17 protein-coding genes are annotated in these 21703 nt (G+C 70.8%); 10 read left to right on the top strand and 7 right to left on the bottom strand.

The genetic code is table 11. The features are described from left to right. Nucleotides 1-77: 77 nt before the first annotated feature. The 4 genes from OG254_RS21545 to OG254_RS21530 all read left to right on the top strand — a co-directional run bounded on the left by OG254_RS21545 (nt 78) and on the right by OG254_RS21530 (nt 5336). The gene (locus OG254_RS21545; RefSeq protein WP_405584149.1) at nt 78-1196 is read left to right on the top strand and encodes an LLM class flavin-dependent oxidoreductase; all 1119 of its coding nucleotides are present in this window, start codon (nt 78-80) and stop codon (nt 1194-1196) included. A gap of 95 nt (nt 1197-1291) precedes the next feature. After that, nucleotides 1292-3022, top strand: a complete 1731-nt coding sequence (locus tag OG254_RS21540) for an amidohydrolase family protein (RefSeq protein ID WP_405584147.1) — start codon at nt 1292-1294, stop codon at nt 3020-3022. After that, nucleotides 3019-4482, top strand: a complete 1464-nt coding sequence (locus OG254_RS21535) for an aldehyde dehydrogenase family protein (RefSeq protein ID WP_405584144.1) — start codon at nt 3019-3021, stop codon at nt 4480-4482. The genes OG254_RS21540 and OG254_RS21535 overlap by 4 nt, the downstream gene beginning before the upstream one ends. A 62-nt stretch (nt 4483-4544) precedes the next feature. Next, entirely contained in the window at nt 4545-5336 is a 792-nt protein-coding gene (locus tag OG254_RS21530) for an alpha/beta fold hydrolase (RefSeq protein ID WP_405584141.1), read from the top strand. A 15-nt stretch (nt 5337-5351) separates the two neighbouring features. On the opposite strand, the gene OG254_RS21525 is transcribed toward OG254_RS21530, so the two are convergent. After that, entirely contained in the window at nt 5352-5744 is a 393-nt protein-coding gene (locus OG254_RS21525; RefSeq protein ID WP_405584138.1) for a nitroreductase/quinone reductase family protein, read from the bottom strand. Between the two features lie 111 nt (nt 5745-5855). Between OG254_RS21525 and OG254_RS21520 the strand changes: the two genes are divergently transcribed. Continuing rightward, nucleotides 5856-6683: an endonuclease/exonuclease/phosphatase family protein gene (locus tag OG254_RS21520; RefSeq protein ID WP_405584135.1), complete on the top strand. Its 828-nt coding sequence runs from the start codon at nt 5856-5858 to the stop codon at nt 6681-6683. A gap of 19 nt (nt 6684-6702) precedes the next feature. On the opposite strand, the gene OG254_RS21515 is transcribed toward OG254_RS21520, so the two are convergent. Beyond that, nucleotides 6703-8220 (bottom strand): CehA/McbA family metallohydrolase, encoded by a 1518-nt coding sequence (locus OG254_RS21515; protein WP_405584133.1) that lies wholly within the window; start codon nt 8218-8220, stop codon nt 6703-6705. Between the two features lie 221 nt (nt 8221-8441). Between OG254_RS21515 and OG254_RS21510 the strand changes: the two genes are divergently transcribed. The 4 genes from OG254_RS21510 to OG254_RS21495 all read left to right on the top strand — a co-directional run bounded on the left by OG254_RS21510 (nt 8442) and on the right by OG254_RS21495 (nt 13829). Next, nucleotides 8442-9293 (top strand): LLM class F420-dependent oxidoreductase, encoded by an 852-nt coding sequence (locus OG254_RS21510; RefSeq protein WP_405584130.1) that lies wholly within the window; start codon nt 8442-8444, stop codon nt 9291-9293. Nucleotides 9294-9331: 38 nt separating this feature from the next. Next, complete coding sequence (locus OG254_RS21505) at nt 9332-11941, top strand: bifunctional FO biosynthesis protein CofGH (RefSeq protein WP_405584127.1); 2610 nt, start codon at nt 9332-9334, stop codon at nt 11939-11941. Between the two features lie 79 nt (nt 11942-12020). Continuing rightward, nucleotides 12021-12572: a hypothetical protein gene (locus OG254_RS21500; RefSeq protein ID WP_405584124.1), complete on the top strand. Its 552-nt coding sequence runs from the start codon at nt 12021-12023 to the stop codon at nt 12570-12572. Between the two features lie 93 nt (nt 12573-12665). After that, nucleotides 12666-13829 carry a DUF418 domain-containing protein gene (locus tag OG254_RS21495; RefSeq protein WP_405584122.1) on the top strand — a complete coding sequence of 388 codons (1164 nt, stop codon included), beginning with the start codon at nt 12666-12668 and terminating at the stop codon, nt 13827-13829. A 7-nt stretch (nt 13830-13836) separates the two neighbouring features. On the opposite strand, the gene OG254_RS21490 is transcribed toward OG254_RS21495, so the two are convergent. Together OG254_RS21490 and OG254_RS21485 are read right to left on the bottom strand one after the other, a co-directional pair. Further along, entirely contained in the window at nt 13837-14331 is a 495-nt protein-coding gene (locus OG254_RS21490) for a DUF2165 domain-containing protein (RefSeq protein ID WP_405584120.1), read from the bottom strand. A gap of 303 nt (nt 14332-14634) precedes the next feature. After that, nucleotides 14635-14937, bottom strand: coding sequence for a prevent-host-death family protein (locus OG254_RS21485; RefSeq protein WP_405584117.1), 303 nt, complete (start codon nt 14935-14937; stop codon nt 14635-14637). Between the two features lie 71 nt (nt 14938-15008). On the opposite strand from OG254_RS21485, the gene OG254_RS21480 reads away from it, so the two are divergent. Beyond that, entirely contained in the window at nt 15009-17441 is a 2433-nt protein-coding gene (locus OG254_RS21480) for a hypothetical protein (protein ID WP_405584114.1), read from the top strand. A 256-nt stretch (nt 17442-17697) separates the two neighbouring features. Here the strand turns inward: OG254_RS21480 and OG254_RS21475 are convergent, their stop codons facing one another. From OG254_RS21475 to OG254_RS21465, 3 genes are read right to left on the bottom strand one after another with little or no spacing between them, the layout of a single operon-like run. Next, a complete protein-coding gene (locus tag OG254_RS21475) occupies nt 17698-20046 on the bottom strand; it encodes an ABC transporter permease (RefSeq protein WP_405584112.1) in 2349 nt (782 codons plus the stop codon). After that, nucleotides 20043-20735, bottom strand: a complete 693-nt coding sequence (locus OG254_RS21470; RefSeq protein WP_405584109.1) for an ABC transporter ATP-binding protein — start codon at nt 20733-20735, stop codon at nt 20043-20045. The genes OG254_RS21475 and OG254_RS21470 overlap by 4 nt, the downstream gene beginning before the upstream one ends. Beyond that, nucleotides 20732-21256, bottom strand: a complete 525-nt coding sequence (locus tag OG254_RS21465) for a PadR family transcriptional regulator (RefSeq protein WP_405584106.1) — start codon at nt 21254-21256, stop codon at nt 20732-20734. Before OG254_RS21465 ends, OG254_RS21470 begins: the two co-directional genes overlap by 4 nt. Nucleotides 21257-21703 lie beyond the last annotated feature (447 nt).

Here is a 21703-nt window from a genome sequence, read left to right as displayed (position 1 = left end):
CGACAGTCGGCCCATCGAAACTGACGGTGTGTCAGAAACAGTGTCAGAACCATCTGGACCGGGGACGGTGAACCTCCTTGGAATTCGGGCTGTTCGTACAGGGATACGTGGGCAAGCGCGCCGAGACCGACCCGCTCGCCGAGCACAAGGCGCTGATGGAGGAGACCGAGTACGTCATCCAGGCGGACAGGTCCGGCTTCAAGTACGCGTGGGCGTCCGAGCATCACTTCCTGGAGGAGTACTCGCATCTGTCGGCGAACGACGTGTTCCTGGGGTACCTGGCGCACGCGACGGAGCGCATCCACCTGGGCTCGGGCATCTTCAACCCCCTCGCGCAGGTCAACCACCCGGTGAAGGTCGCCGAGAAGGTCGCCATGCTCGACCATCTCACCGGCAACCGCTTCGAGTTCGGCAGCGGGCGGGGCGCCGGGTCGCACGAGATCCTCGGGTTCATACCGGGCGTGACCGATATGAACTACACCAAGGAGATCTGGGAAGAGACCATCGCCGAGTTCCCGAAGATGTGGCTCCAGGACGAGTACGTGGGCTTCCAGGGCAAGCACTGGCAGCTGCCGCCGCGCAAGGTCCTGCCCAAGCCGTACGGGAAGTCGCACCCGGCGATGTGGTACGCGGCCGGGTCGCCCGCCTCGTACGCCATGGCGGCGAAGAAGGGGCTCGGGGTCCTCGGGTTCAGCGTGCAGAAGGTCGCCGACATGGAGTGGGTGCTGGAGCAGTACAAGACGGCGGTCGTCGACGCGGAGCCGGTCGGGGACTTCGTCAACGACAACGTGATGGTGACGACGACGGCGATCTGCGCACCGACGCACGCCGAGGCGATCGAGACCGCGGTGAACGGGGGGCTGCACTATCTGCCCTCGCTGGTGTTCCGGTACCACGACACGTTCCCTCGTCCGGAAGGGTTCCCGGTGTGGCCGGAGACGCTGCCCGAGTACACGCCGGAGTTCGTGGAGCTGCTGATCGAGGAGGAGTTGCTGATCTGCGGTGACCCGGACGAGGTGCTCACGCAGTGCAAGCGGTGGGAGCAGGCCGGGGCCGATCAGTTGTCGTTCGGGCTTCCGGTGGGGGTGGCGAAGGAGGAGACGTTGCGGACGATTCGGTTGATCGGGGAGCACGTGATTCCGAAGATCGACACGGATCCTGTTCACCGGACCACGCGGTTCCGCCAAGGGGCTTGAGCGTCGTAGGCGGGTGCGGGTCGTGTGTGGCTGGTCGCGCAGTTCCCCGCGCCCCCTAGGTAAGCAGTCCCGCCGCATACCAAGAGGTGAGCCCAATGCTCGATCACGTCATCAAGGGTGCGTCCGTTGTCGACGGAACCGGCGCACCCGCCTACACCGCCGATGTCGGCATACGCGATGGCCGTATCGCCGTCATAGGAACCGTCACCGAGGGATCCCGCACACGTGAGGACGCCACCGGGCTTGTCCTCGCCCCCGGCTTCGTCGACCCGCACACCCACTACGACGCCCAGCTGTTCTGGGATCCCTATGCGACGCCCTCGTTGAACCACGGGGTGACGACCGTCGCCGGCGGGAACTGTGGGTTCACCCTCGCGCCCCTGAACCCCGCCCGTCCCGACGACGCCGACTACACCCGTCGCATGATGTCCAAGGTCGAGGGCATGTCGCTGGTGGCGTTGGAGGAGGGGGCGCCCTGGAGCTGGAGTTCGTTCGGGGAGTATCTGGACGCGCTCGAAGGGCGGATCGCGGTCAACGCGGGCTTCATGGTGGGGCATTGCGCGCTCAGGCGGTATGTCATGGGGCCCGACGCGATCGGCGGGCAGCCCACCGACGAGCAGCTGGCCGCCATGCTCCGGCTCTTCCACGACGCCATGGACGCCGGTGCCTGGGGGTTCTCCACCACGCAGTCGTCCACCCACTCCGACGGCGACGGAATGCCGGTGGCCTCCCGGCACGCCGGGCCCGCCGAGCTGCTCGCGCTGTCGAAGGCCGTGGGTGAGCACGAGGGCACGCAGATCGAGGCGATCGTCGCGGGCTGTCTGGATCAGTTCAGCGACGCCGAGATCGAACTGTTCGTGGAGATGAGCGCCGCCGCCGGGCGGCCCCTGAACTGGAACGTGCTGACCATCGACTCGGCGGTTCCCGAGCGGGTGCCCCGGCAGTTGCTGGCCAGTGAGCAGGCGCGCAAGGCGGGCGGCCGGGTCGTGGCGCTGACCATGCCGATCCTCACGCCGATGAACATGTCGCTGGGCACCTTCTGCGCACTGAACCTGATCCCCGGGTGGGGGCCCGTCCTGGGGTTGCCCGTGCCCGAGCGGATCGCGAGGCTTCGTGACCCCGATGTGCGGGCCGAGCTGCTCCGGCGCGCCGGGTCCAAGGAGGCCGGTGTCTTCCGGCGGCTGACCAACTTCGGGCGGTACGTCATCGGCGACACCTACAGCGACGCCAACCGCGGGCTGACCGGGCGGGTCGTGGAGGACATCGCCGGCGAGCGCGGCCAGGAACCCTTCGAGTGCCTGGTGGAGATCTGCGCCGCCGACGATCTGCGGACGGTCCTGTGGCCCATGCCCACCGACAACGACCCCGCGTCCTGGGCCATGCGCGCCGAGGCCTGGCAGCACGAGGACGTCATGCTGGGCGGCTCGGACGCCGGGGCGCATCTGGACCGGATGTGCGGGGCGCCGTACACGACCCGGTTCCTCGGTGACTGTCTGCGCGGGCGCGGCCTCGCGAGCCTGGAGCAGGCCGTGAAGATGCTGACGGACGACCCCGCACGGCTCTTCGGGCTGCGCGAGCGCGGCCGGATCCAGGAGGGCTTCCATGCGGACCTGGTGCTCTTCGACCCGGAGCGGATCGACGCCGGCAAGGCCACCCTGGTGCACGACCTGCCGGGCGACAGCCCACGGCTGGACTCCAAGGCGATCGGGGTACGGGCCGTGTGGGTCAACGGGGTCGAGGCGATCCGGGACGACGTGGTGAGCGGGGCCGTGCCGGGGCGGGTGCTGCGCTCGGGGCGGGACACCAGGACGGTGGCCACGAGGTGAGCGGCCGGGGCGGCGATCGGCAGCGGTTGTTCGTGGGGGGTTCCTGGGTCGAGCCGGACGGTGGCGATTACGCAGTGATCGATCCGGCCACCGAAGAGACCGTCGGGCGGGCTCCGGAGGCCTCGCGGGATCAGGTGCTCGCGGCCTGTGCCGCGGCCCGCGAGGCCTTCGGGGCGTGGTCGCGTACGGCGCCGGAGGAGCGGGCGGCCGTGCTGGCGCGGGCGGCGGACATCATCCACGCCCACTTCGTGCCGTACGCCGAACTGGCGCAGTCCGAGACCGGCGCGACCACGGGCACGGCCCGCGGCATGCAGGTCGGTGTCGGGGCGGCCCGGTTCCGGCGCTACGCGCGCGTGGAGCCCGCCGAGTGGGCCATCGCGCCGCAGATCAACGAGGCGGGGCCGATGGGGAAGGCCGGGGTGATGGGGGCGCTGGCCGTGCGGCAGCCCGTCGGGGTCGTCACCTGCATCACCTCGTACAACAACCCCTGGGCCAATCCGGCGGGCAAGATCGCGCCCGCGCTGGCCATGGGCAACACCGTGGTCGTGAAGCCCGCCCCGCAGGATCCGCTGTCCGTCTACCGGATGGCGGAGGCCCTGGAGGCGGCGGGTGTGCCGGCGGGTGTGGTGAACGTGGTTTCCGGGCGCTCCGTGGAGGTCGGCGAGGCCGCCGTGTCGTCCCCGGACGTCGACATGGTGAGCTTCACCGGGTCCACGGCCGTCGGGCAGCGCATCGCCGAGGCGTGCGGGCGGGACATGAAACGGCAGTTGATGGAGCTCGGCGGGAAGGGCGCGGCCCTCGTCTTCGACGACGCCGACCTCGGGTCGGCGGTGTCCGGGATCGGGACGACGTTCTCCTTCTACAGCGGGCAGATCTGTACCGCGCCGACGCGGGTGCTGGCGCAGCGGGGCGTGTACGATCGGCTCGTCGAGCAACTGGCCGCGTATGCGGGGCGGTTGAGGGTCGGGGATCCGCGCGAGGCGTCCACGGTCGTCGGTCCGGTGATCTCGGCCGAGCACCGGGACCGGGTGGAGTCGTACGTGGAGACCGGCCGCAAGGAAGGCGCCGTGGTGGTGGCCGGGGGTGAACGGCCGCCGTACGAGCGGGGGTTCTATGTCGCGCCGACCCTCCTCGCGGACTGCACCAACGACATGCGGGTCGCCCGGGAGGAGATCTTCGGGCCGGTCGTCTGCGTGATCCCCTTCGAGGAGGAGGAAGAGGGCATCGCCCTCGCCAACGACACCGACTACGGGCTGATCGACTACGTCTGGTCCGGTGACGTCGCCCGCGCCTTCCGGGTCGCGCGGCGGCTGCGGGCCGGCGGGGTCGGGGTCAACACCGTCGGACGCAACATGGAGGCGCCGTTCGGCGGGTTCAAGCAGAGCGGGGTGGGCCGCGACGTCGGGTCGTACGCCCTGCACGCCTACAGCGAGGTGCAGGCGATCGTCTGGCCGGGGTGAGCCGCGGGGATTGACCGGACGGTGACTGTCGCCCGGGCGGCGAAGCGGGCAGAGTCTGCCGTATGGGACACATGGTGCAGGTCAAGGGCGGCGAGGTCTGGGCGCAGGACTCGGGGTCGGACGACGGGGCGCGGCCGCCTGTCGTGCTGCTGCACTCGGGGGTCGGTGACTCCCGGCTGTGGGATCCGGTCCTGCCCGGCCTCCCCGCCGGACAGCGGGTGATCCGGTACGACGCCCGCGGCTTCGGTAACTCGCCGGCGCCCACGGTCTCCTACTCCCAGGCCGAGGACCTCAGGAGCGTGCTGGACCACTTCGAGGTGCGTCGAGCGGTCCTGGTCGGCACCAGCATGGGCGCCCGCACGGCCATCGACCTGGCGCTGGACGACCCCGGCCGGGTGGCGGCCCTGGGCCTGTTCGCGCCCGGCGTCGCCGGATACGAGGGCCTGGAGGTGCCGGAGGTGACCGAGGAGATCGGCCGGCTGGCGACGGCCCGCGACATGGAGGGCCTGGTCGCGTTCGCGCTCGGGCTCTGGGGCGCGGCGGGCCCCGACCCCGATCCCGAGGCCGAGACCATGCTGCGGGCGGCGCTTCCCGCCTGGTTCACGACGTACGGGCACGAGACCGAGGGCGCCCCGGCCTTCGGGCGGCTCGGCGAGCTCGACCTGCCCTGCACGGTCCTGCTCGGCGAGAAGGACCAGCCCGAGGTGATCCGCTGCAACGAGGCCATGGCCGCGAGCATCCCCGGCTGCCTGCTGGTCCGGCACCCGGCCTGCGACCACTTCCCGACGCTGCGGGCGCCGAAGGACGTCGCACGCCTGGTGACGGAGCTGTGCGAGCGGGCACCGGCCGTCTGACCGGTGCCGTACGCGTCAGTCGGTGAGGTCCACCCGGATCGTCAGCAGGTCCGCCCCGAAGGTGCGCACCCCGGCGCTGTTGACCCGGGGCAGGCCGCGCAGGCGGGCGATCGGGTCGTCGTCGGGCAGCAGGTGGGCCGTGCCGGTGTGCCAGCGCCCCTTGATCCGCACCCGCACCCGCGGATCGGCCTTGATGTTGCGCACGTACTGGGACCGCTCCCCGAACTCAGACACCAGCCAGAAGGAGTCCCCGACCCGGCGTCCGCCGACCGGTGTGCGGCGGGGCAGGCCGGAGGTGCGGCCCGTGGTCTCCAGCAGGGTCTGGGTCGGCAGCCGGCGCATCACCGCGTTGAGCCGCCGCTGGAAGGCCCTGACATTCCGGTACCTGGTCTCTGCACTGCTCGACATGGTTCGCGGGTCTCCTGTCTCGTCATGGTGCTGATGCATTTCAATGTCTCTCACGGGGGATCGGCCGAGCAGCGGGACCTCGAACGGTTCCACTACGAGAGACGGTGCCCCATGCGCGTGGTGACCTGGAACCTGTGGTGGCGCTTCGGGCCCTGGGAGGACCGGCAGAAAGCCATCCTCGCCGTGCTGCGCGACCTGCGCCCCGACGTCGTGGGCCTGCAGGAGGTGTGGGCGGCGAACGGCGAGAAGCAGGCCGAGTGGCTGGCCCGCGAGCTCGGCATGCACTGGGCCTTCGCCCCCTCACCGGCCCCCGAGCGCTGGCGCCGGCGGATCGGCGACCCCACGGTCGACATCGGCAACGCCGTGCTGAGCCGCTGGCCGGTGACCGCACAGCGCACGCTGCGCCTGCCCGCCCCCGCCGACGTCGACGACGGCCGCCTCGCCCTCTTCACCCGCCTGACCACGCCCTCGTACGACATCCCGTTCTTCACCACCCACCTCACCTCCGCCCTGCACGCCTCGGCGGTGCGCTGCCGGCAGGTCACCGCGCTCGCCGAGTTCGTCGCCGAGAACCGGGGTGACACGCCCTTTCCGATGATCGTCACCGGCGACTTCAACGCCTGGCCGGATTCCGACGAGGTCCGCCTCTTCGGCGGCTACCTCACCGCCCCGGTCGTGCCCGGCCAGGTCTTCTTCGACGCCTGGCAGTACGCAGAGCCCGACGCCCCCGCCGTCACCTGGGACCGCGCCAACCCCTACGTCGCGGCCGGCCTGGAGCCGGGCGTGCGGATCGACTACATCCACGTGAGCCCGCCCGGCCTCGGCGGCCTGGGGCATGTGCGCGGGGTGCGGCGGGCGGGAGACGGCCCGGTCGACGGCATCTGGCCGTCGGACCACGCGGCCGTCGTCGCCGACCTGGGCGACGCGCCGTCGGGCTGACGGCGCGTCGCACTCGTGCCTACGAACGCCCCAGGAAGATCGGGTTCGTGAAGGCCGCCAGGGCTCCCGGCAGGGGGCCCACCGCCGCCTCGTGGCGCAGTTCCGCTCGTACATAGGCCGCGTACGACGGCGTCGTACGCCACTCCACGACGCCCGAACCCGTCACCGGCAGCGGGGCGCTCGTGAACAGGACGCCCTGGTCGGTGACGAAGCGGACCACGCAGCGCGGGGCGCCCGAGACCTCCAGGCGGACCGTGACCGGGGTCTTGGGGTCGACCTCCAGCCGCTCGCCGATGCCCGCCTGTTCGGCGCGGCCGCCCGAGGCCGTGAAGGTCAGGGAGACGTTCTTGGACTCGGCGATGTAGGAGCGGCCCGCGCGGATGCCCTCCTGGATCGCCTCGCGGGTCAGGTCGTCGGCGAGGACGACCGTCTGCGGGGAGCCGACCGGGTCCGGGCTGCGGTGGGCGTCGCTGTTGCCCATCGCCGGGATCCAGTCGCGGCCCTTGTCACGGGTGGACGCCACCAGCATGCCGTCCCAGTCCGCCAGGGCCACCTCGTCGTCCGGCGTCCACGGGCCGTTCCAGACCTCGACCGCGTCCGCCTCGCCGAAGCCGAACTTCCAGTTGCAGCCGACGCAGGTGGCGTGCGGGTGGGCGGGCACGACCAGGCCGCCGGAGCGGCGGATCTGGCGGGCGAACTTGCCGAAGCGGTTGTCGCGGGCCCGGTAGCGCCAGTCGATGAACGTGCCCGGCTCGACGCCGAGGGCCACCACGTGGCCGTTGCGCGTCGTGACCTCCTCGCCCAGCATCACCAGCAGGTCGTCGCCCGCCACGTCGGCCCAGTGCGCGTGCGCCGAGTGCGTGTTGTGCTCCGAGCTGTTGATGAAGTCCAGGCCGGCCTCACGCGCGAGCGCCGCGATCTCCGCGGGGGTGCGGCGGCCGTCGGAGTACCAGGAGTGGAGGTGGCAGTCGCCGCGGTACCAGGCGCGGCCCCGGCCCTTGGCCCGCTCCGGCGGGTACACCGGCTCTACGGCCTCGGCCTGCTCGCCGTACGTCAGCGTGATCGTGACCTCGTAGCTCAGGCCCTGCGGGGCCACCGTGTAGGGGCCGAGGGCGATCTGCCAGGTGCCTTCCTCGATCCGCCCGGGGATGTAGCCCGGCGTGGCGTCGTCCGCGCGGATGAAGAACTCCGTGCGCGCACCGCCCGACCAGCCCCGGAAGCCCCTGCCGCCGAGCTCGGTGCCGTGCTGGTCGAAGATGCCGATGTCGAGGCCGTTGCCCGTGGTGCCGGCCGGGACGGAGGGCCGGTCGTAGGTGTAGGAGACCTTGATCTCCCGGACCCCGTCGGGGACTTCGACGGGCAGGTACACGAAGTCGGGCGCTCCGGGCTGCAGTGTCCCGCGGACCGTACGGGTCTCGGCGTCGTGCATGTCGTCCGCCCCTCTCGCAAAGGTCACGCTTCCCAACGTAAGCGCGGCCGCGGCGCCCGTCACGAACAGGGCGCGTCTGCCCAGGCCGGCGTGGTTGTCCTCGCACATGCTGCTGCTCCCCAGGTCGTCGTGCGTGACAGGGCATGGGTGGTGCAGTGGTGGTGCGTGCAACTGTCGTATTGAGCCGTGAACGGCCGGGCAAGGGAAGGGAATCGGCAGCCAATCACCAGCCGATCGTCAGCTGACGAAGCCCGGCCGGTCACGGGGGATCGATTTAGGCCGACCGGTCGGTATGGACATCGTGGCGTTCACGCGGTACAGATGCGGTCATGCGCATCTCCGTGACGATCTTCCTCACCGACGAGACCATCACCCCGCTCCGGCTCGCCCGTGAGCTGGAGCAGCGGGGGTTCGCCGGGCTGTATCTGCCCGAGCACACCCACATCCCCGTCGAGCGGGTCACTCCGTATCCGGCAGGCGGTGACCTGCCGCCCGAGTACGGCCGTACCCTCGACCCCTTCGTCGCCCTCGGCCAGGCCGCCGCCGTCACCGAACGGCTCGGCCTGGGCACCGGCATCACGCTGGTCGCCCAGCACGACCCGATCGACCTGGCCAAGCAGATCGCGACCCTGGACCATCTGTCCGGTGGCCGGTTCACCCTCGGCCTCGGCTTCGGCTGGAACGTCGAGGAGGCCGCCGACCACGGGGTGGAGTGGCGGACGCGGCGCGAACTCGTCCGGGACCGGATGGCGCTGATGCGGGCGCTGTGGGCCGAGGAACCCGTGGCGTACGAGGGGGAGTTCGGGTCGGTACGGGCAAGTTTCGCCCATCCCAAACCCGTACAGAAGCCGCGCGGGCCGAAGGTCAACGGTCCCCGCACGCTCATCGGCGGTGCGGCCGGCCCGAAGCTCTTCGCGCACATCAGCGAGTACGCCGACGGATGGCTGCCGATCGGTGGGCGCGGATTGTCCGAATCCCTACCCCGGCTGCGGGCCGTCTGGGCGGACGCCGGGCGCGACCCGAACGCTCTCCAGGTCGTGCCGTACGCCGTGTTCCCCAGCCCCGGCAAGCTGGCGCACTACGCGGAACTCGGGATCGAGGAGGTCGTGGTGCAGTTGCCTCCGGCCGGGGAGGCGGAGGTTCTGCGGGCGTTGGACGGCTACGCGGCCTTCCTCGACTGACCTCCCGGCCCTGATCAAGTCGACCGTATGCTCGAAGAATGACGACTTCCGCGACCTCCGGAACCGGCTCGACACCTGGCCCGACACCTGGCCCGACCGAGAACTCCCTGCGTCGCGCCCTCAAACGCGCCCGGGACGGTGTCGCGCTCGACGTGTCCGAGGCGGCCGTACTGCTCCAGGCCCGCGGCGAGGCGCTCGACGACCTCGCCGCGTCCGCCGCCCGGGTGCGTGACGCGGGCCTGGAGGCCGCCGGCCGGCCCGGCGTGATCACGTACTCGAAGAGCGTCTTCATCCCCCTCACCCGGCTGTGCCGGGACAAGTGCCACTACTGCACCTTCGTCACCGTGCCCGGCAAGCTGCGCCGCGCCGGGCACGGGATGTTCATGTCCCCGGACGAGGTCCTCGACATCGCCCGCAAGGGCGCGGCCCTCGGCTGCAAGGAAGCCCTCATCACCCTCGGCGACAAGCCGGAGGACCGCTGGCCCGAGGCACGGGAGTGGCTGGACGCGCACGGCTACGACGACACCATCGCCTACGTCCGCGCCATCTCCATCCGGATCCTGGAGGAGACGGGACTGCTGCCCCACCTCAACCCGGGCGTGATGACCTGGACCGACTTCCAGCGCCTGAAGCCCGTCGCCCCGTCCATGGGCATGATGCTGGAGACGACCGCGACCCGCCTGTGGTCCGAGCCCGGCGGCCCGCACCACGGCTCCCCCGACAAGGAACCGGCCGTGCGCCTGCGGGTCCTGGAGGATGCCGGCCGCTCGTCGGTCCCCTTCACCTCCGGGATCCTGATCGGCATCGGCGAGACGTACGAGGAGCGGGCCGAGTCCCTCTTCGCGCTCCGCAAGATCTCGCGGTCGTACCACAGCATCCAGGAACTGATCATCCAGAACTTCCGCGCCAAGCCGGACACCGCGATGCGCGGCATGCCGGACGCGGAACTCGACGAACTGGTCGCCGCGGTCGCCGTCGCCCGGCTCATCATGGGCCCGGCCGGCAACATCCAGGCCCCGCCCAACCTCGTCGACAGCGAGTACGCCCGCCTGATCGCGGCCGGCATCGACGACTGGGGCGGCGTCTCCCCGCTCACCATCGACCACGTCAACCCCGAACGCCCCTGGCCGCAGATCGAGGAGCTGACGCGGCAGTCCGCGGACGCCGGCTTCGAGCTGCGCGAACGCCTCTGCGTCTACCCGGAGTTCGTCCAGCGCGGCGAGCCCTGGCTGGACCCGCGGCTGCGTCCGCACGTACGGGCGCTGGCCGACCCGCAGACGGGCCTCGCGCGCCCCGACGCCGTGGTCGAGGGCCACCCCTGGCAGGAACCGGAGGAGGCGTTCGTGCCCTCCGGCCGCACCGACCTGCACGCCACCATCGACACCGAGGGCCGTACGACCGACCGCCGCGACGACTTCGACGAGGTGTACGGCGACTGGGGCGCCCTGCGCGAGGCCGCCGCGCCCGGGATGGTGCCGGAGCGCATCGACACGGACGTACGCCAGGCACTGGCGACCGCGGCCGACGACCCGACCCGGCTCACCGACGCCGAGGCGCTGGCGCTGCTGCACGCGGACGGCCCGGCGCTGGACGCGCTGTGCCGGGTGGCGGACGACGTCCGTAAATCGGCGGTCGGCGACGACGTGACGTACATCGTCACGCGGAACATCAACTTCACCAACGTCTGCTACACGGGCTGCCGCTTCTGCGCCTTCGCGCAGCGCAGGACGGACGCGGACGCGTACACCTTGTCGTTGGACCAGGTCGCCGACCGCGCCCAGCAGGCGTGGGAGGTGGGCGCGGTGGAGGTCTGCATGCAGGGCGGCATCCACCCGGACCTGCCCGGGACGGCGTACTTCGACATCGCGAAGGCGGTGAAGGAGCGGGTCCCCGGCATGCATGTGCACGCCTTCTCGCCGATGGAGGTCGTCAACGGCGCGACCCGCACCGGCATGTCCATCCGCGAGTGGCTGACGGCGGCCAAGGAAGCCGGGCTGGACTCCGTCCCCGGCACCGCCGCCGAGATCCTCGACGACGAGGTCCGCTGGGTCCTGACCAAGGGCAAGCTGCCGGCGGCGACGTGGATCGAAGTGATCTCGACGGCGCACGAACTCGGCATCCGGTCCTCGTCGACGATGATGTACGGCCATGTCGACCAGCCCCGCCACTGGCTCGGCCATCTGCGCACCCTGGCCGGAATCCAGCAACGCACGGGCGGCTTCACGGAGTTCGTGACCCTGCCGTTCATCCACACCAACGCGCCGGTGTACCTGGCGGGCATCGCGCGCCCCGGCCCGACGATCCGGGACAACCGTGCGGTGACGGCGATGGCCCGCCTGCTCCTCCACCCGTACATTCCCAACATCCAGACAAGCTGGGTCAAACTGGGCACGGAGGGCGCGGCCGAGATGCTCCGCTCCGGCGCCAACGACCTCGGCGGCACGCTGATGGAGGAGACGATCTCGCGGATGGCGGGTTCGTCGTACGGCTCCTACAAGTCGGTACGCGACCTGGTGGCCGTCGCCGAGGCGGCGGGGCGTCCGGCGAAGCCGCGCACCACGCTGTACGGCGAGGTGCCGGAGGAACGGCAGCGGGCGGCGGCGGCCTCGGACGGGCATCTGCCGGAGCTGTTGCCGGTGCTGGACTGAGAAGGACCCCGCCGCGGGGGTCGGTACGATGATCCGACCCCCGCTGGAGGGGTCTCGACAGCTGAGGAAAGGCGTGCCCGTGCCTGCTCCCAAGGTCTGGGTGACCGGTCTGACGGTGGGCGCGATAGCCGCCGTCTCCGCCCTCGCCGTGCAGGCCGACAAGGGGCCGCACCCGACGGCCGCGAAGGCCCGCCCGAGCGCGTCGGCGCCGGGCGGCGCGAGCCCCGCCCCGACGAAGTCCGCCGGGCCGGTGGCCGTGCCGGACGGCTCGGGCACCGGACGCCGGGTCGTCTACTCCCTCGGCGAGAAGCGGGTCTGGCTGGTCGACGCGAGTGACGCGTCCCGCCGTACGTTCGCCGTCTGGCCGGGCACGGTGAGCCCGGACACCGGCACCTACAGCGTGTCGTCGCGCAACATGGCCACCACCGGCTCGGACGGCGTGCAGATCGAGAACATCGTCTACTTCGCCGCGAAGTCCGGTATCTCCATCGCCTTCTCCAACGCCGTGGACGGCTCCTCGCCGCCGCCCGCCGAGGGCAAGCAGACCGGCGGGATCCGGATGCGCGCGGCGGACGGGGCGTCGTTGTGGACGTTCGGGGAGACGGGCACGAAGGTCGTCGTGATCAAGTAGGAGAGCCGTAGGAGTCCTCTGCATCCTTCGATGTAGGGCAGATTCGGCTCCACTCACGACGATCCGGGCCGATGCCGCCGTGACGATGAATGCATGACGCACACGGACGCGACGATCCCGCTGGCATCGGAGTCCGCGCAGCCCACCGGGCGACGGCTTCCCCTCCTCGACGTGCTGCGCGGAGTGGCCATCCTCGGCACGCTCATGACGAACGTCTGGATCTTCACCGGTCCGGGCGCGGAGTGGGGCGCCCTGCAGTCCGGGATGCCCACGGGGGTCGTCAAAGACACGTTCAGCGTGCTGGCGAACGGCAAGTTCCTGTCGCTGCTGACGATCCTGTTCGGCGTCGGGCTGGCCATCCAGTACGCCTCGGCGCAGCGGCGCGGGCAGCCGTGGCCGGGGCGCTACCGGTGGCGGGCGCTGTTCCTGTTCGGCGAGGGCACGGTGCACTTCGTGCTGGTCTTCGCGTGGGACGTACTGATGGGGTACGCCGTCACCGCACTCCTCGTCGCCCGGCTGCTGACCCGCTCGGAGCGGGCACAGCGGCGGGTGATGTGGTGGGCGGCGGGCATCCATCTGACGGTGATCGGCCTGCTGACGGCGGCCCTGACCCTGGCGGACAACGGCTCGGGCGGCACGGTCTCCCGTGAGGTCGTGGACCTGTACGCACACGGCAGCTACCCGGAACAGATCGCATTCCGCCTGGAGAACGCGATAGCGCTGCGCATGGAACCAGTCCTGACCTTCTTCCTCCTGCTCTTCCTCTTCCTGCTGGGCGTACGGCTGTTCCGGGCGGGGGCGTTCGGCGCGGACGAGACGGGGCGCCGGCTGCGGTCCCGCCTGCTGGCGTGGGGGCTGGGCCTCGGGCTGCCGCTCAACGTGGCGGCGACGCTGGGCGGCCCGGACCTGGTCCTGCTGGTCAGGTACGGCACCGCCCCGCTGCTTGCCCTCGGGTACATCGGGCTGGTCGGCGCCGTGGTGGACCGGGTACGGCGGCCGGGCCCGCTGATGACGGGCCTGTCCTCCGTCGGCCGGACGGCCCTGTCCGGTTACGTCCTCCAGAACGCGCTGTGCGTCCTGGTCTCGTACGGCATCGGGTTGGGCCTGGCGGAACGGCTCGATGACACGGGGCCCTGGTGGGTCGTGGGCCTGTGGGTGGCGGTCTGCGCGGTGCTGATGGTGGGGTCCACGCTGTGGCTGCGGCGATTCTCGGCAGGGCCCCTGGAGTCGGTCCAGAAATGGGCCCTGCGCCATTGATGGAGCGTCAATTATCTTTCTGCGGCAGGTGATTGACGATCAGCACGACACCGCTGAACAGGAACACCCTGGTCGCCGCGTCCAGCCCGTTCCAGTCCCCGGACTGCCACATCGAGAACCACTCACCGCCGATCGCGATGAACCCGACGCCGAAGAGCAGCATGAGCATCAGCAGGCCGTACGTGGAGAAGCGGCGGGCGCGGGCGTCGTGGCGGCGGAACCAGAGCCAGGTGCCGAATATGAGGACGAGGGCGGCGAGGGTCTCCCAGACGATGATCGCGACGTACGCCGCGTCCTGAAGTCCCTTGCTGGTGACGGCTCTCCACATCAGGTCGTCGTCCTTGAAGGTGGTGTCCATCGCCAGGACGTGCCGTACGAACTGCTGGTTCGTCCCGAAGTCGGTGATGTTCCCGAAGGCGACGAGAGCGATGTAGAGGGCGACGGTCGCGGTGAGGAGGGTCGCGGCGACGTGGAGTGCGGGGCGTGGGGGTGTGGTTGACATGGTGGTCATCTTCCCCGGCGGACGGGTTCACCAGGTACCCATTGAGCCAGCCAATACGGGATCTACTCGGTGTCCTTGGGGTGGCGGGTGGACGCGTGGACGAGATGGACGGTCCGGCGAGCCTCGTCGACGATCCGCTCGGGACAGGGGGTCACCGCGCAGCGCTTCGAAGCAGCGCCGTGTGTTTCCCGGGGCCTCGTCGCCCAGTTCACCCCACCCCTTCGCTGCCTCGTTCGTGGCGAATCGTAAGCGCCATTCCTGTTCCACCGGCGGTGGGGGCGACATCGTCGCCACGCTTGGGGCTCACGGTGCCGTCACCTCGCCGTGGTCCTCGTCCGGCAGTCGACGGGTGAGCTGTGCGGTGAGCTCGGGGTCCGCGAGAACACGTGCTGTCGCGCGCCATTCGACGACGACTCGGTGGAGGTTGGCATGGACGTCCAACTGGGCCGCGTCGTATGTGGCGTCGATGAGCTCGGCAATGAATTCCTTGAGCTCGTCCGCCGACAGATGGCGGATCCACGGGAAGACCGAGGGGAGCGCGCGCAGTATGGCCCGCTCGCCGGCGTCGCTGCGGACGAGAGCGGCCAGGAGGTATTCCGAAGTCAATCGGTGGGCGGCTGTCCGGGGGCTGGGCCTCTGCCAGAATTCGGACGGACGGGGCTACGGGGGTGGAGCGGATGAGGCCGACGCGGCCGTCGATGCAGGAGCTGATCCGGCAGCGCCGGCGGGCCGGGTTTGTGGGGCGGGGTGATGAGCGGGCCGCTTTCCGGGCGAACCTCGACATGTCGCCGGAGGACGAGCGGCATCGGTTCCTGTTTCATGTGCACGGCAACGCGGGCGTCGGCAAGTCCTTCCTCGTGCGGGAGCTGGAGCAGGTCGCCAGGGAGCGCGGGGCGTTGACCGCGTACCTGGACGACGGCGCGGGCAGCGTGCCGGAGGTGCTGGAGTTGATCAGTCGTCAGTTCGCCGCACAGGGGCGGCGGCTGAAGGACCTGGAACGGCTGCTGAGCGCGCATCGGGAGCGACGCCACGAGGCGGAACTGGCGGCGGTCAGCGTGCCGCCGACCGAGCCGCCGGGACCGTCGGCGGGCAGCGTGGCGGTGGCGCGGGCCAGTCTGGTGGGTCTGGGGATGGTGCCGGGTGTCGGGGCCTTCGCGGGCGCCCTGGATCCCGCCCAACTCGCCCAGCACGCCGATCGGTTGAGGTCCGGGATCGGTGCGCGCTTTCGCAGTCACGAGGACGCGCAGCTCGTGCTCGACCCCGAGAGCGTGCTCACCCCTGTGCTGCTGGACGAGCTCTCCCAGGCCGCGCCCGCCGTGCCGTGGATCGTGCTGTTCTTCGACACGTACGAACGGACCGGCCGGTTCGTCGACGGCTGGCTGCACACCGTGATGACCTCGGAACGGTACGGCGCGCTGCCCGCCACGGTCGTCGTGGTGACGGCCGGCCAGCTCCCCTTCGACTCCGCCCGCTGGGGCGGCTTCGGCGACTTCATGACCGACCTGCCGCTCCAGCCGTTCACCGAGCCGGAGACGCGCGGCCTGCTCGCGGGCAAGGGAGTGGTCGCCGAACCGGTCGTCTCGGAGGTGCTGCGCCTCACCGGCGGACTGCCGGTGCTGGTGTCGACGCTCGCGGAGAGCCGCCCCGCCGATCCGCAGGACGTGTCCGATCCGAGCACGACGGCCGTGGAGCGGTTCCTGAAGTGGGAGGCGGATCCGGTACGGCGGTCGGTCGCGCTGGCGTGCGCCCTGCCCAGGAAGCTGGACGCGGACGTGTTCCGGGCGGCCTTGGACGTGGACGGCTCGGACGGTGAACTGGACGCGTTGTACGCATGGTTGAGGGGCCTGCCGTTCGTCAGCGAGCGGGGCGGCAGGGTGACGTACCACGACGTCGTACGGGCGCCCATGCTGCGGTTGCAGCGTCGTGAGCGGCCCAGGATCTGGGCGACCCGGCAGCGGGGGCTGGCGGCGGTGTTCACCCAGTGGCGCACCGAGGCCGAGGCGGGCCGCAGCACCGAGGAACTGTGGACGGACGAAGGCTGGCGGGAGCTTCGGCTGGCGGAGCTGTACCACCTGCTGTGCGCGGGGGAGTCGGCCCAGCTGTCGAGCGCGTTGCGGGATGTCGTCGACGCCTGTGAGCAGGGGGAGTCCGTCGCCGGGCGGTGGGCGCGGGTCCTGGCCGAGGCGGGGCGGGACGCCGAGACGGGCGTGTTGGCCGAGTGGGGGCGGATGCTGGCTGAGGCGCTCGACAGCGGAGGGACGGCGGCGGCACTTGAGCTGGTGTTGCGGGGAACGGGCGTCGAGCCGTCTCTGCCAGGCCTGCCGAGTCCGATCGATCACGAAGCGAGTCATGGCTGGGGCGCCGAACTGGACCCCGCGACGGCGGCCCGGGCCTACCGCACCCGCGCGGTGGCCCGCGACCTGGCCGGCGACCCGCGCGGCGCCGTTCACGACCTGTCCCGCGCTCTCGACCTGGTCCCTGACGATCCCCGCAGCCTCGCCCTGCGCGGCGAGTACTTCCGCGTCCTGGCGTACTTCGGCGATGCGCTCCGCGACCTGGACAGGGCACTGGAGCTGAACCCCGCCGACGCGTTCGCCCGGGCCTCCCGCGGTGCGACCCGCCTCAGCCGCCACGAACTCGACGAGGCACTCGCGGACCTCGACCGGGCCGTGGGGCTCAAGCCGGACTACCCCTGGGCCCTGGTCCGCCGGGCCCGCGTCCACCGTGCCCTCGGCAACCAGGACCACCAGCTCGCCGACCTCGACCGGGCCGTGGCCGGAGACCCCGACTGGGCCTGGGTCCGCTGCGAGCGCGGCGACGCCCTGCGTGTTGCCGGTCGCGACGAGGACGCCCTCGCCGACTACGACCACGCACTCGCCCTGGAGCCCGGCTACGGCTCCGCCCGCGCGAGCCGGGGCGCCTCACTGGCCAACCTCGGCCGCCACGAGGAGGCCCTCGCCGACCTGAACCAGGTCCTGGAGGCGAGGCCGACGTACACCTGGGCGCTTCTGCAACGGGCTGCCGTCCACCGGCACCTCGGCGCCCACGACAGGGCTGCGGCCGACGAGGCATACGCGGCCCGCCTGGCCGGCCCCGGCGAAGAGCCCTAGCCTCGCCGTTTCGGTTGGGTACGGCGGCTGGTGGGGCGGCCGCTCTCAGAGGGCGTTTTCCCCCAATGTTTCGTCCTGAGACGAGGCTTTGACGAGGTATCAGAGTCCTCGCAGGGAGCGCCGGCCGCATGCAGTGGCACCACAGGTGACAGAGGCCGCGCTCTATTTGATGTCAACGGCGGCTGGCCTTGCGGACGTTCATGCAGGGTGGGCTCCTCCTGGCAGGAGGAGCCCACTTCGGGGGATGTGTGAGGGGTTACTCCGTGCGCAGGCCTTCCGGGCGCATCATCCGCAGCAGCGGCGGCAGGCTGAGCAGCGTGACTACGCCGACCACGGCCGCGCCCACGCCGGTCATGGTCAGGACGCTCGCCCAGTCCATGGTCACCGGTGTACGGGTCATCTTCAGCAGCACCGAGCCGAGGGTGACACCCACCGTTGTGGCCAGTACGAGGCCGAGTCCGACCGGGATCGCCGTCTGCCACAGCACCGACAGGCTCAGCGTGCGGCGCCGGGTCCCGAAGGCGACCAGCGCGGAGAGCAGCTTCCTGCGCTCGCGCAGCTGCTCCAGCTGGGAGACCAGCAGACTCGCGCCGATCAGTGCCAGCACGAAGACGGAGCCGACGAGCAGACCGGTGCGGATGGAGGCGTACTTGTCGTTCTCCTCGGTCGCCGACCAGCTGTAGGTGTGTGCCAGGGGGTCGATCCGGGCGACGACGTTGCGTATGTACTCCCGTGAGTCCGGCACCGACGGGTCCAGACGCAGGTAGACCCCGTCCGAGAACAACGCGTTCGCTGCCTTGGCGGGCAGGGCGGCGGAGGTGACCAGCAGACCGTTGGCGTCCTGCAGTGAGTCCTTGCGCGCGTCCACCACGCGCACGTTCGCCGGAACCGTCCAGGGCACCTCGATGCCGCGTTCGGTGGCGTCACCCCACGACGGGTCGATGTAGAGCTGCCGACCGGGCTTCACCACGGCGATTTCGTCGGCGTTGCCGGCGGAGGCGTAGTGGCTCCTCGTTCGCGTGATGAACACGTCGCCGTCCTTGCAGGAGGGAAGCTTGGCGAGTTCACGCAGGGCGGTGCAGTTGCCCACGGTCAGGCCGTTGGTGTTCTCCGGGTCGCGACGCGCGTCCCCGTACTGCGAGCCGGCCAGGGCCACTGCGGCCCGTACCCCCTTGGTGCCGGTGAATTCGCGCTCGACACCGGACAGCGACTTGCGGTCGCTGAAGTCGACCTCCATCTGGACCCGGCCGGGGTCCTTGCCGGTGGCCTTGGTGTACTGGCTCTGCGTTCCCGTGAACAGCATCTGCAGGGCGATGGCTCCGGCCACGGCGACGGCGATGCCGTTGACCATGCGGGCGGCGGTTCCGCTGCTCAGCTGCAGCCGCCGTACCGCGAGCTGCCAGGACAGCGCGCCCTTGCCGAGGCGGACGACGACCGCCTCCACGACCCAGGGGAGCAGCGCGGTGATGCCGATCAGCAGCAGCACCACGCCGCCGATGACGAGGTACTGGTTGAAGTCGCCGTTCTTGCGGCCCTTTCCGAGCATCGGGTAGAGCATCGCGAGGCCGGCCAGCGGCGGCAGCAGCCGCCACCACAGCCGGCGGCGGCGCTGCTTGGCCGCGCGCACGACGCCAAGCGGTTCCACCACCACGCCGCGCATCGCGAGCAGCGTGACGAGTACGGCGGCGACCGGGACCGCCACCGCGACCAGCGCGGCGAGCACCGGGGAGGGATCGAGGTAGCTGGGCCAGACGCTCACGCCCAGCACCTCGGTGGAGCCCAGCGTCTGACGGCTGAGGAGGAAGAAGCCGGTGCCGAAGACCAGGCCGAGCAGGGCTCCGGCGAGTGCTTCGCCCGCCGCGATCCGCCGGGTCATGTGGCTGTCCGAGCCGACCAGGCGCAGCGCGGCCAGCCGGCGGTCGCGGCGCTCGCCGCCGAAGCGGACGGCGGCGGCGATGAACACGGCGACCGGGGTCAGCAGCACCACGAACACGACCAGGACCATGAGCAGCAGCACCGGGTCGGTCTTCTCTGGGGCCGCGTCCGGTTTGCCATACTCGGTCAGCCGGTGCACCGGGGAGGAGTCGGTGAGTTTCAGCCCCGAGGCGCCCGCGTAGTAGGCCAGTTCGTGGGAGCCGATGAGTCCGCTCTCGCCGATCGTGCCGGTGATCTTGTAGGGCAGCCGCTCCCGCAGCAGCTTGGCGCCGTCCGAGGCGAGCAGGTCCCTGAGCGCGGGGGAGACCACCATCTCGCCCTTGCCCGGGAAGCTGTCGACTCCCGGGGGCAGCTGCGCCCGCTTGCCCTCGGGCTCGACGAGCCGGCCGCGGACGTCGTCGTCGTGCCAGATGGTGTCGGTGTCGGCGATCAGGAAGGTGTTGTCGGCCTTCGGCGGGGTCTTTTCGGAGTACGTGTAGTCGAAGCGGGCGTCCTCCACCTTGTGGCGGGCGGCGAACACGTTGGGCAGGGCGGTGCACAGCAGGAGCAATGCCACGCCGAGGCCGACGCCGACGGCGGTGAGCGTCATCCGAACCCAGCCCTCGCGTCCGCCGGTGACGGCGAAGCGGGCCCCCACGGCCAGGTCTCTGGCCCACTGGCGAGGACTCATACGGCGCGCTCCATGTCGCGGGACTTGCCGTCGCGGACGACGACCTCGCGGTCGGAGTAGGCGGCCACGCGTGTCTCGTGGGTGACGAGGACGACGGCGGCGTTGGTCGCGCGGGCCGCTTCGGTCAGCAGTTCCATCACGCGTTCGCCGTTGAAGGAGTCGAGCGCGCCGGTGGGTTCGTCGGCGAACAGCAGGCGCGGTCCGGTGACCAGCGCGCGGGCCACGGCAACGCGCTGGCCCTGACCGCCGGAGACCTCGCCGGGACGCTTGGCCTTGAGGTCGTCGACCTCCAGGCGCTCCATCCAGCCGAGCGCGGTCCGCTCGGCCTCCTTGCGGGAGGAGCCGTTCAGCCGCAGCGGCAGGGCGACGTTCTCCACACAGGTCAGCTCGGGCACCAGCTGACCGAACTGGAACACGAACCCGAACTCGGAGCGGCGCAGCGCGCTGCGCTGGCCATCGCTCATCTTCGTCACTTCACGCCCGTTGTAGGTGATCGACCCGGAGTCGGGCGGCACGATCCCCGCGAGGCAGTGCAGCAGCGTGGACTTGCCGGACCCGGAGGGGCCCATGATGGCGACGACCTCACCGGGGTGTATGGAGAACTCTGCGCCGTCCAGCGCGTGGGTCGGGCCGTACGCCTTGCGCAGGTCGTGCGCGGTGAGCAGGGAACCGGGGGGAGAAGTCGTCATGGGGTCACAGCCTCACGGAGTTTGTCGAGTCGGGCGGCGGTCAGCTCCAGCCAGCGCAGGTCGGCTTCCAGGTGGAACAGGGCGTGGTCGCAGATCAGCTGATCCGCCAGATCGCCCTTGCGCTTGCGGTCGGTGAGGATCCGCATGCTGCGCAGATGCTCGGAGCGCTGGGTGTCGAGGATCTCGGCGGCGTCGCGCCGGGTGAGCAGGGCGAGGACGACCTTGGTGTAGAGGGTCGACTGGAGGTACGGCTCCGGCTTCTCCGGGGTCGCCAGCCATCGCTGTACGTCGGTGATGCCGGCGTCGGTGATCGCGTACCGCTTGCGCTCGGGACCGCTGCCGGGCTCGATCCCGTCGACCTCGACGAGCCCGTTCTTCAGCAGCCGGGACATCGTCGAGTAGACCTGGCCGTAGTGCAGCGGCCGGTCGTGACCGAACTTCTCGTCGAAGGCCCGCTTGAGGTCGTAGCCGTGGCGCGGGCCGGACTCCAGGAGCCCCAAAAGGGTGTGACCGATGGACATGACCCGCACTCTACACGCCGTGTATACGCAGCGTGTATACGCGGCGTGCATACATGGTGTGTCCAGATCACATCGGGGTGTGCGACAGACGACTTCCCTGAGAACTTGGCTCGGATTGACGGGACTTGAAGAATGACGGCCATGCAGACTCGACAGGCATGGCGCCATGGACCCGAGCCGCAGGTCTGGTCCTGGACCTCGACGTCACGCTGATCACCTGCCACTCCGAGAAACAGCAGGCCGCACTCACTAGGCAGCAGCCCGGCGCGGATTTCACCGCACGACCACTGCCATGTCACGAAAGTGTCCTGAGCGCGCTCAAGAGGCAACTGGTGCAGCCGAGTTGAGCCTCTGAGAGTGCGGAAAGCGACACGGGCGAACAGTCGCCCAGCTCACTCGCCCGCCCGCTCCCAGGAGCGAACGACGGCGCCGACAACGCGTCCGCTT

Origin of the sequence: Streptomyces sp. NBC_01092 (genome assembly GCF_045039535.1) — a bacterium.
Taxonomy (GTDB): Bacteria; Actinomycetota; Actinomycetes; order Streptomycetales; family Streptomycetaceae; genus Streptomyces.
The sequence above is the reverse complement of the archived record's forward strand: the minus strand, read 5'-3'. Positions and strand labels throughout refer to the sequence as shown.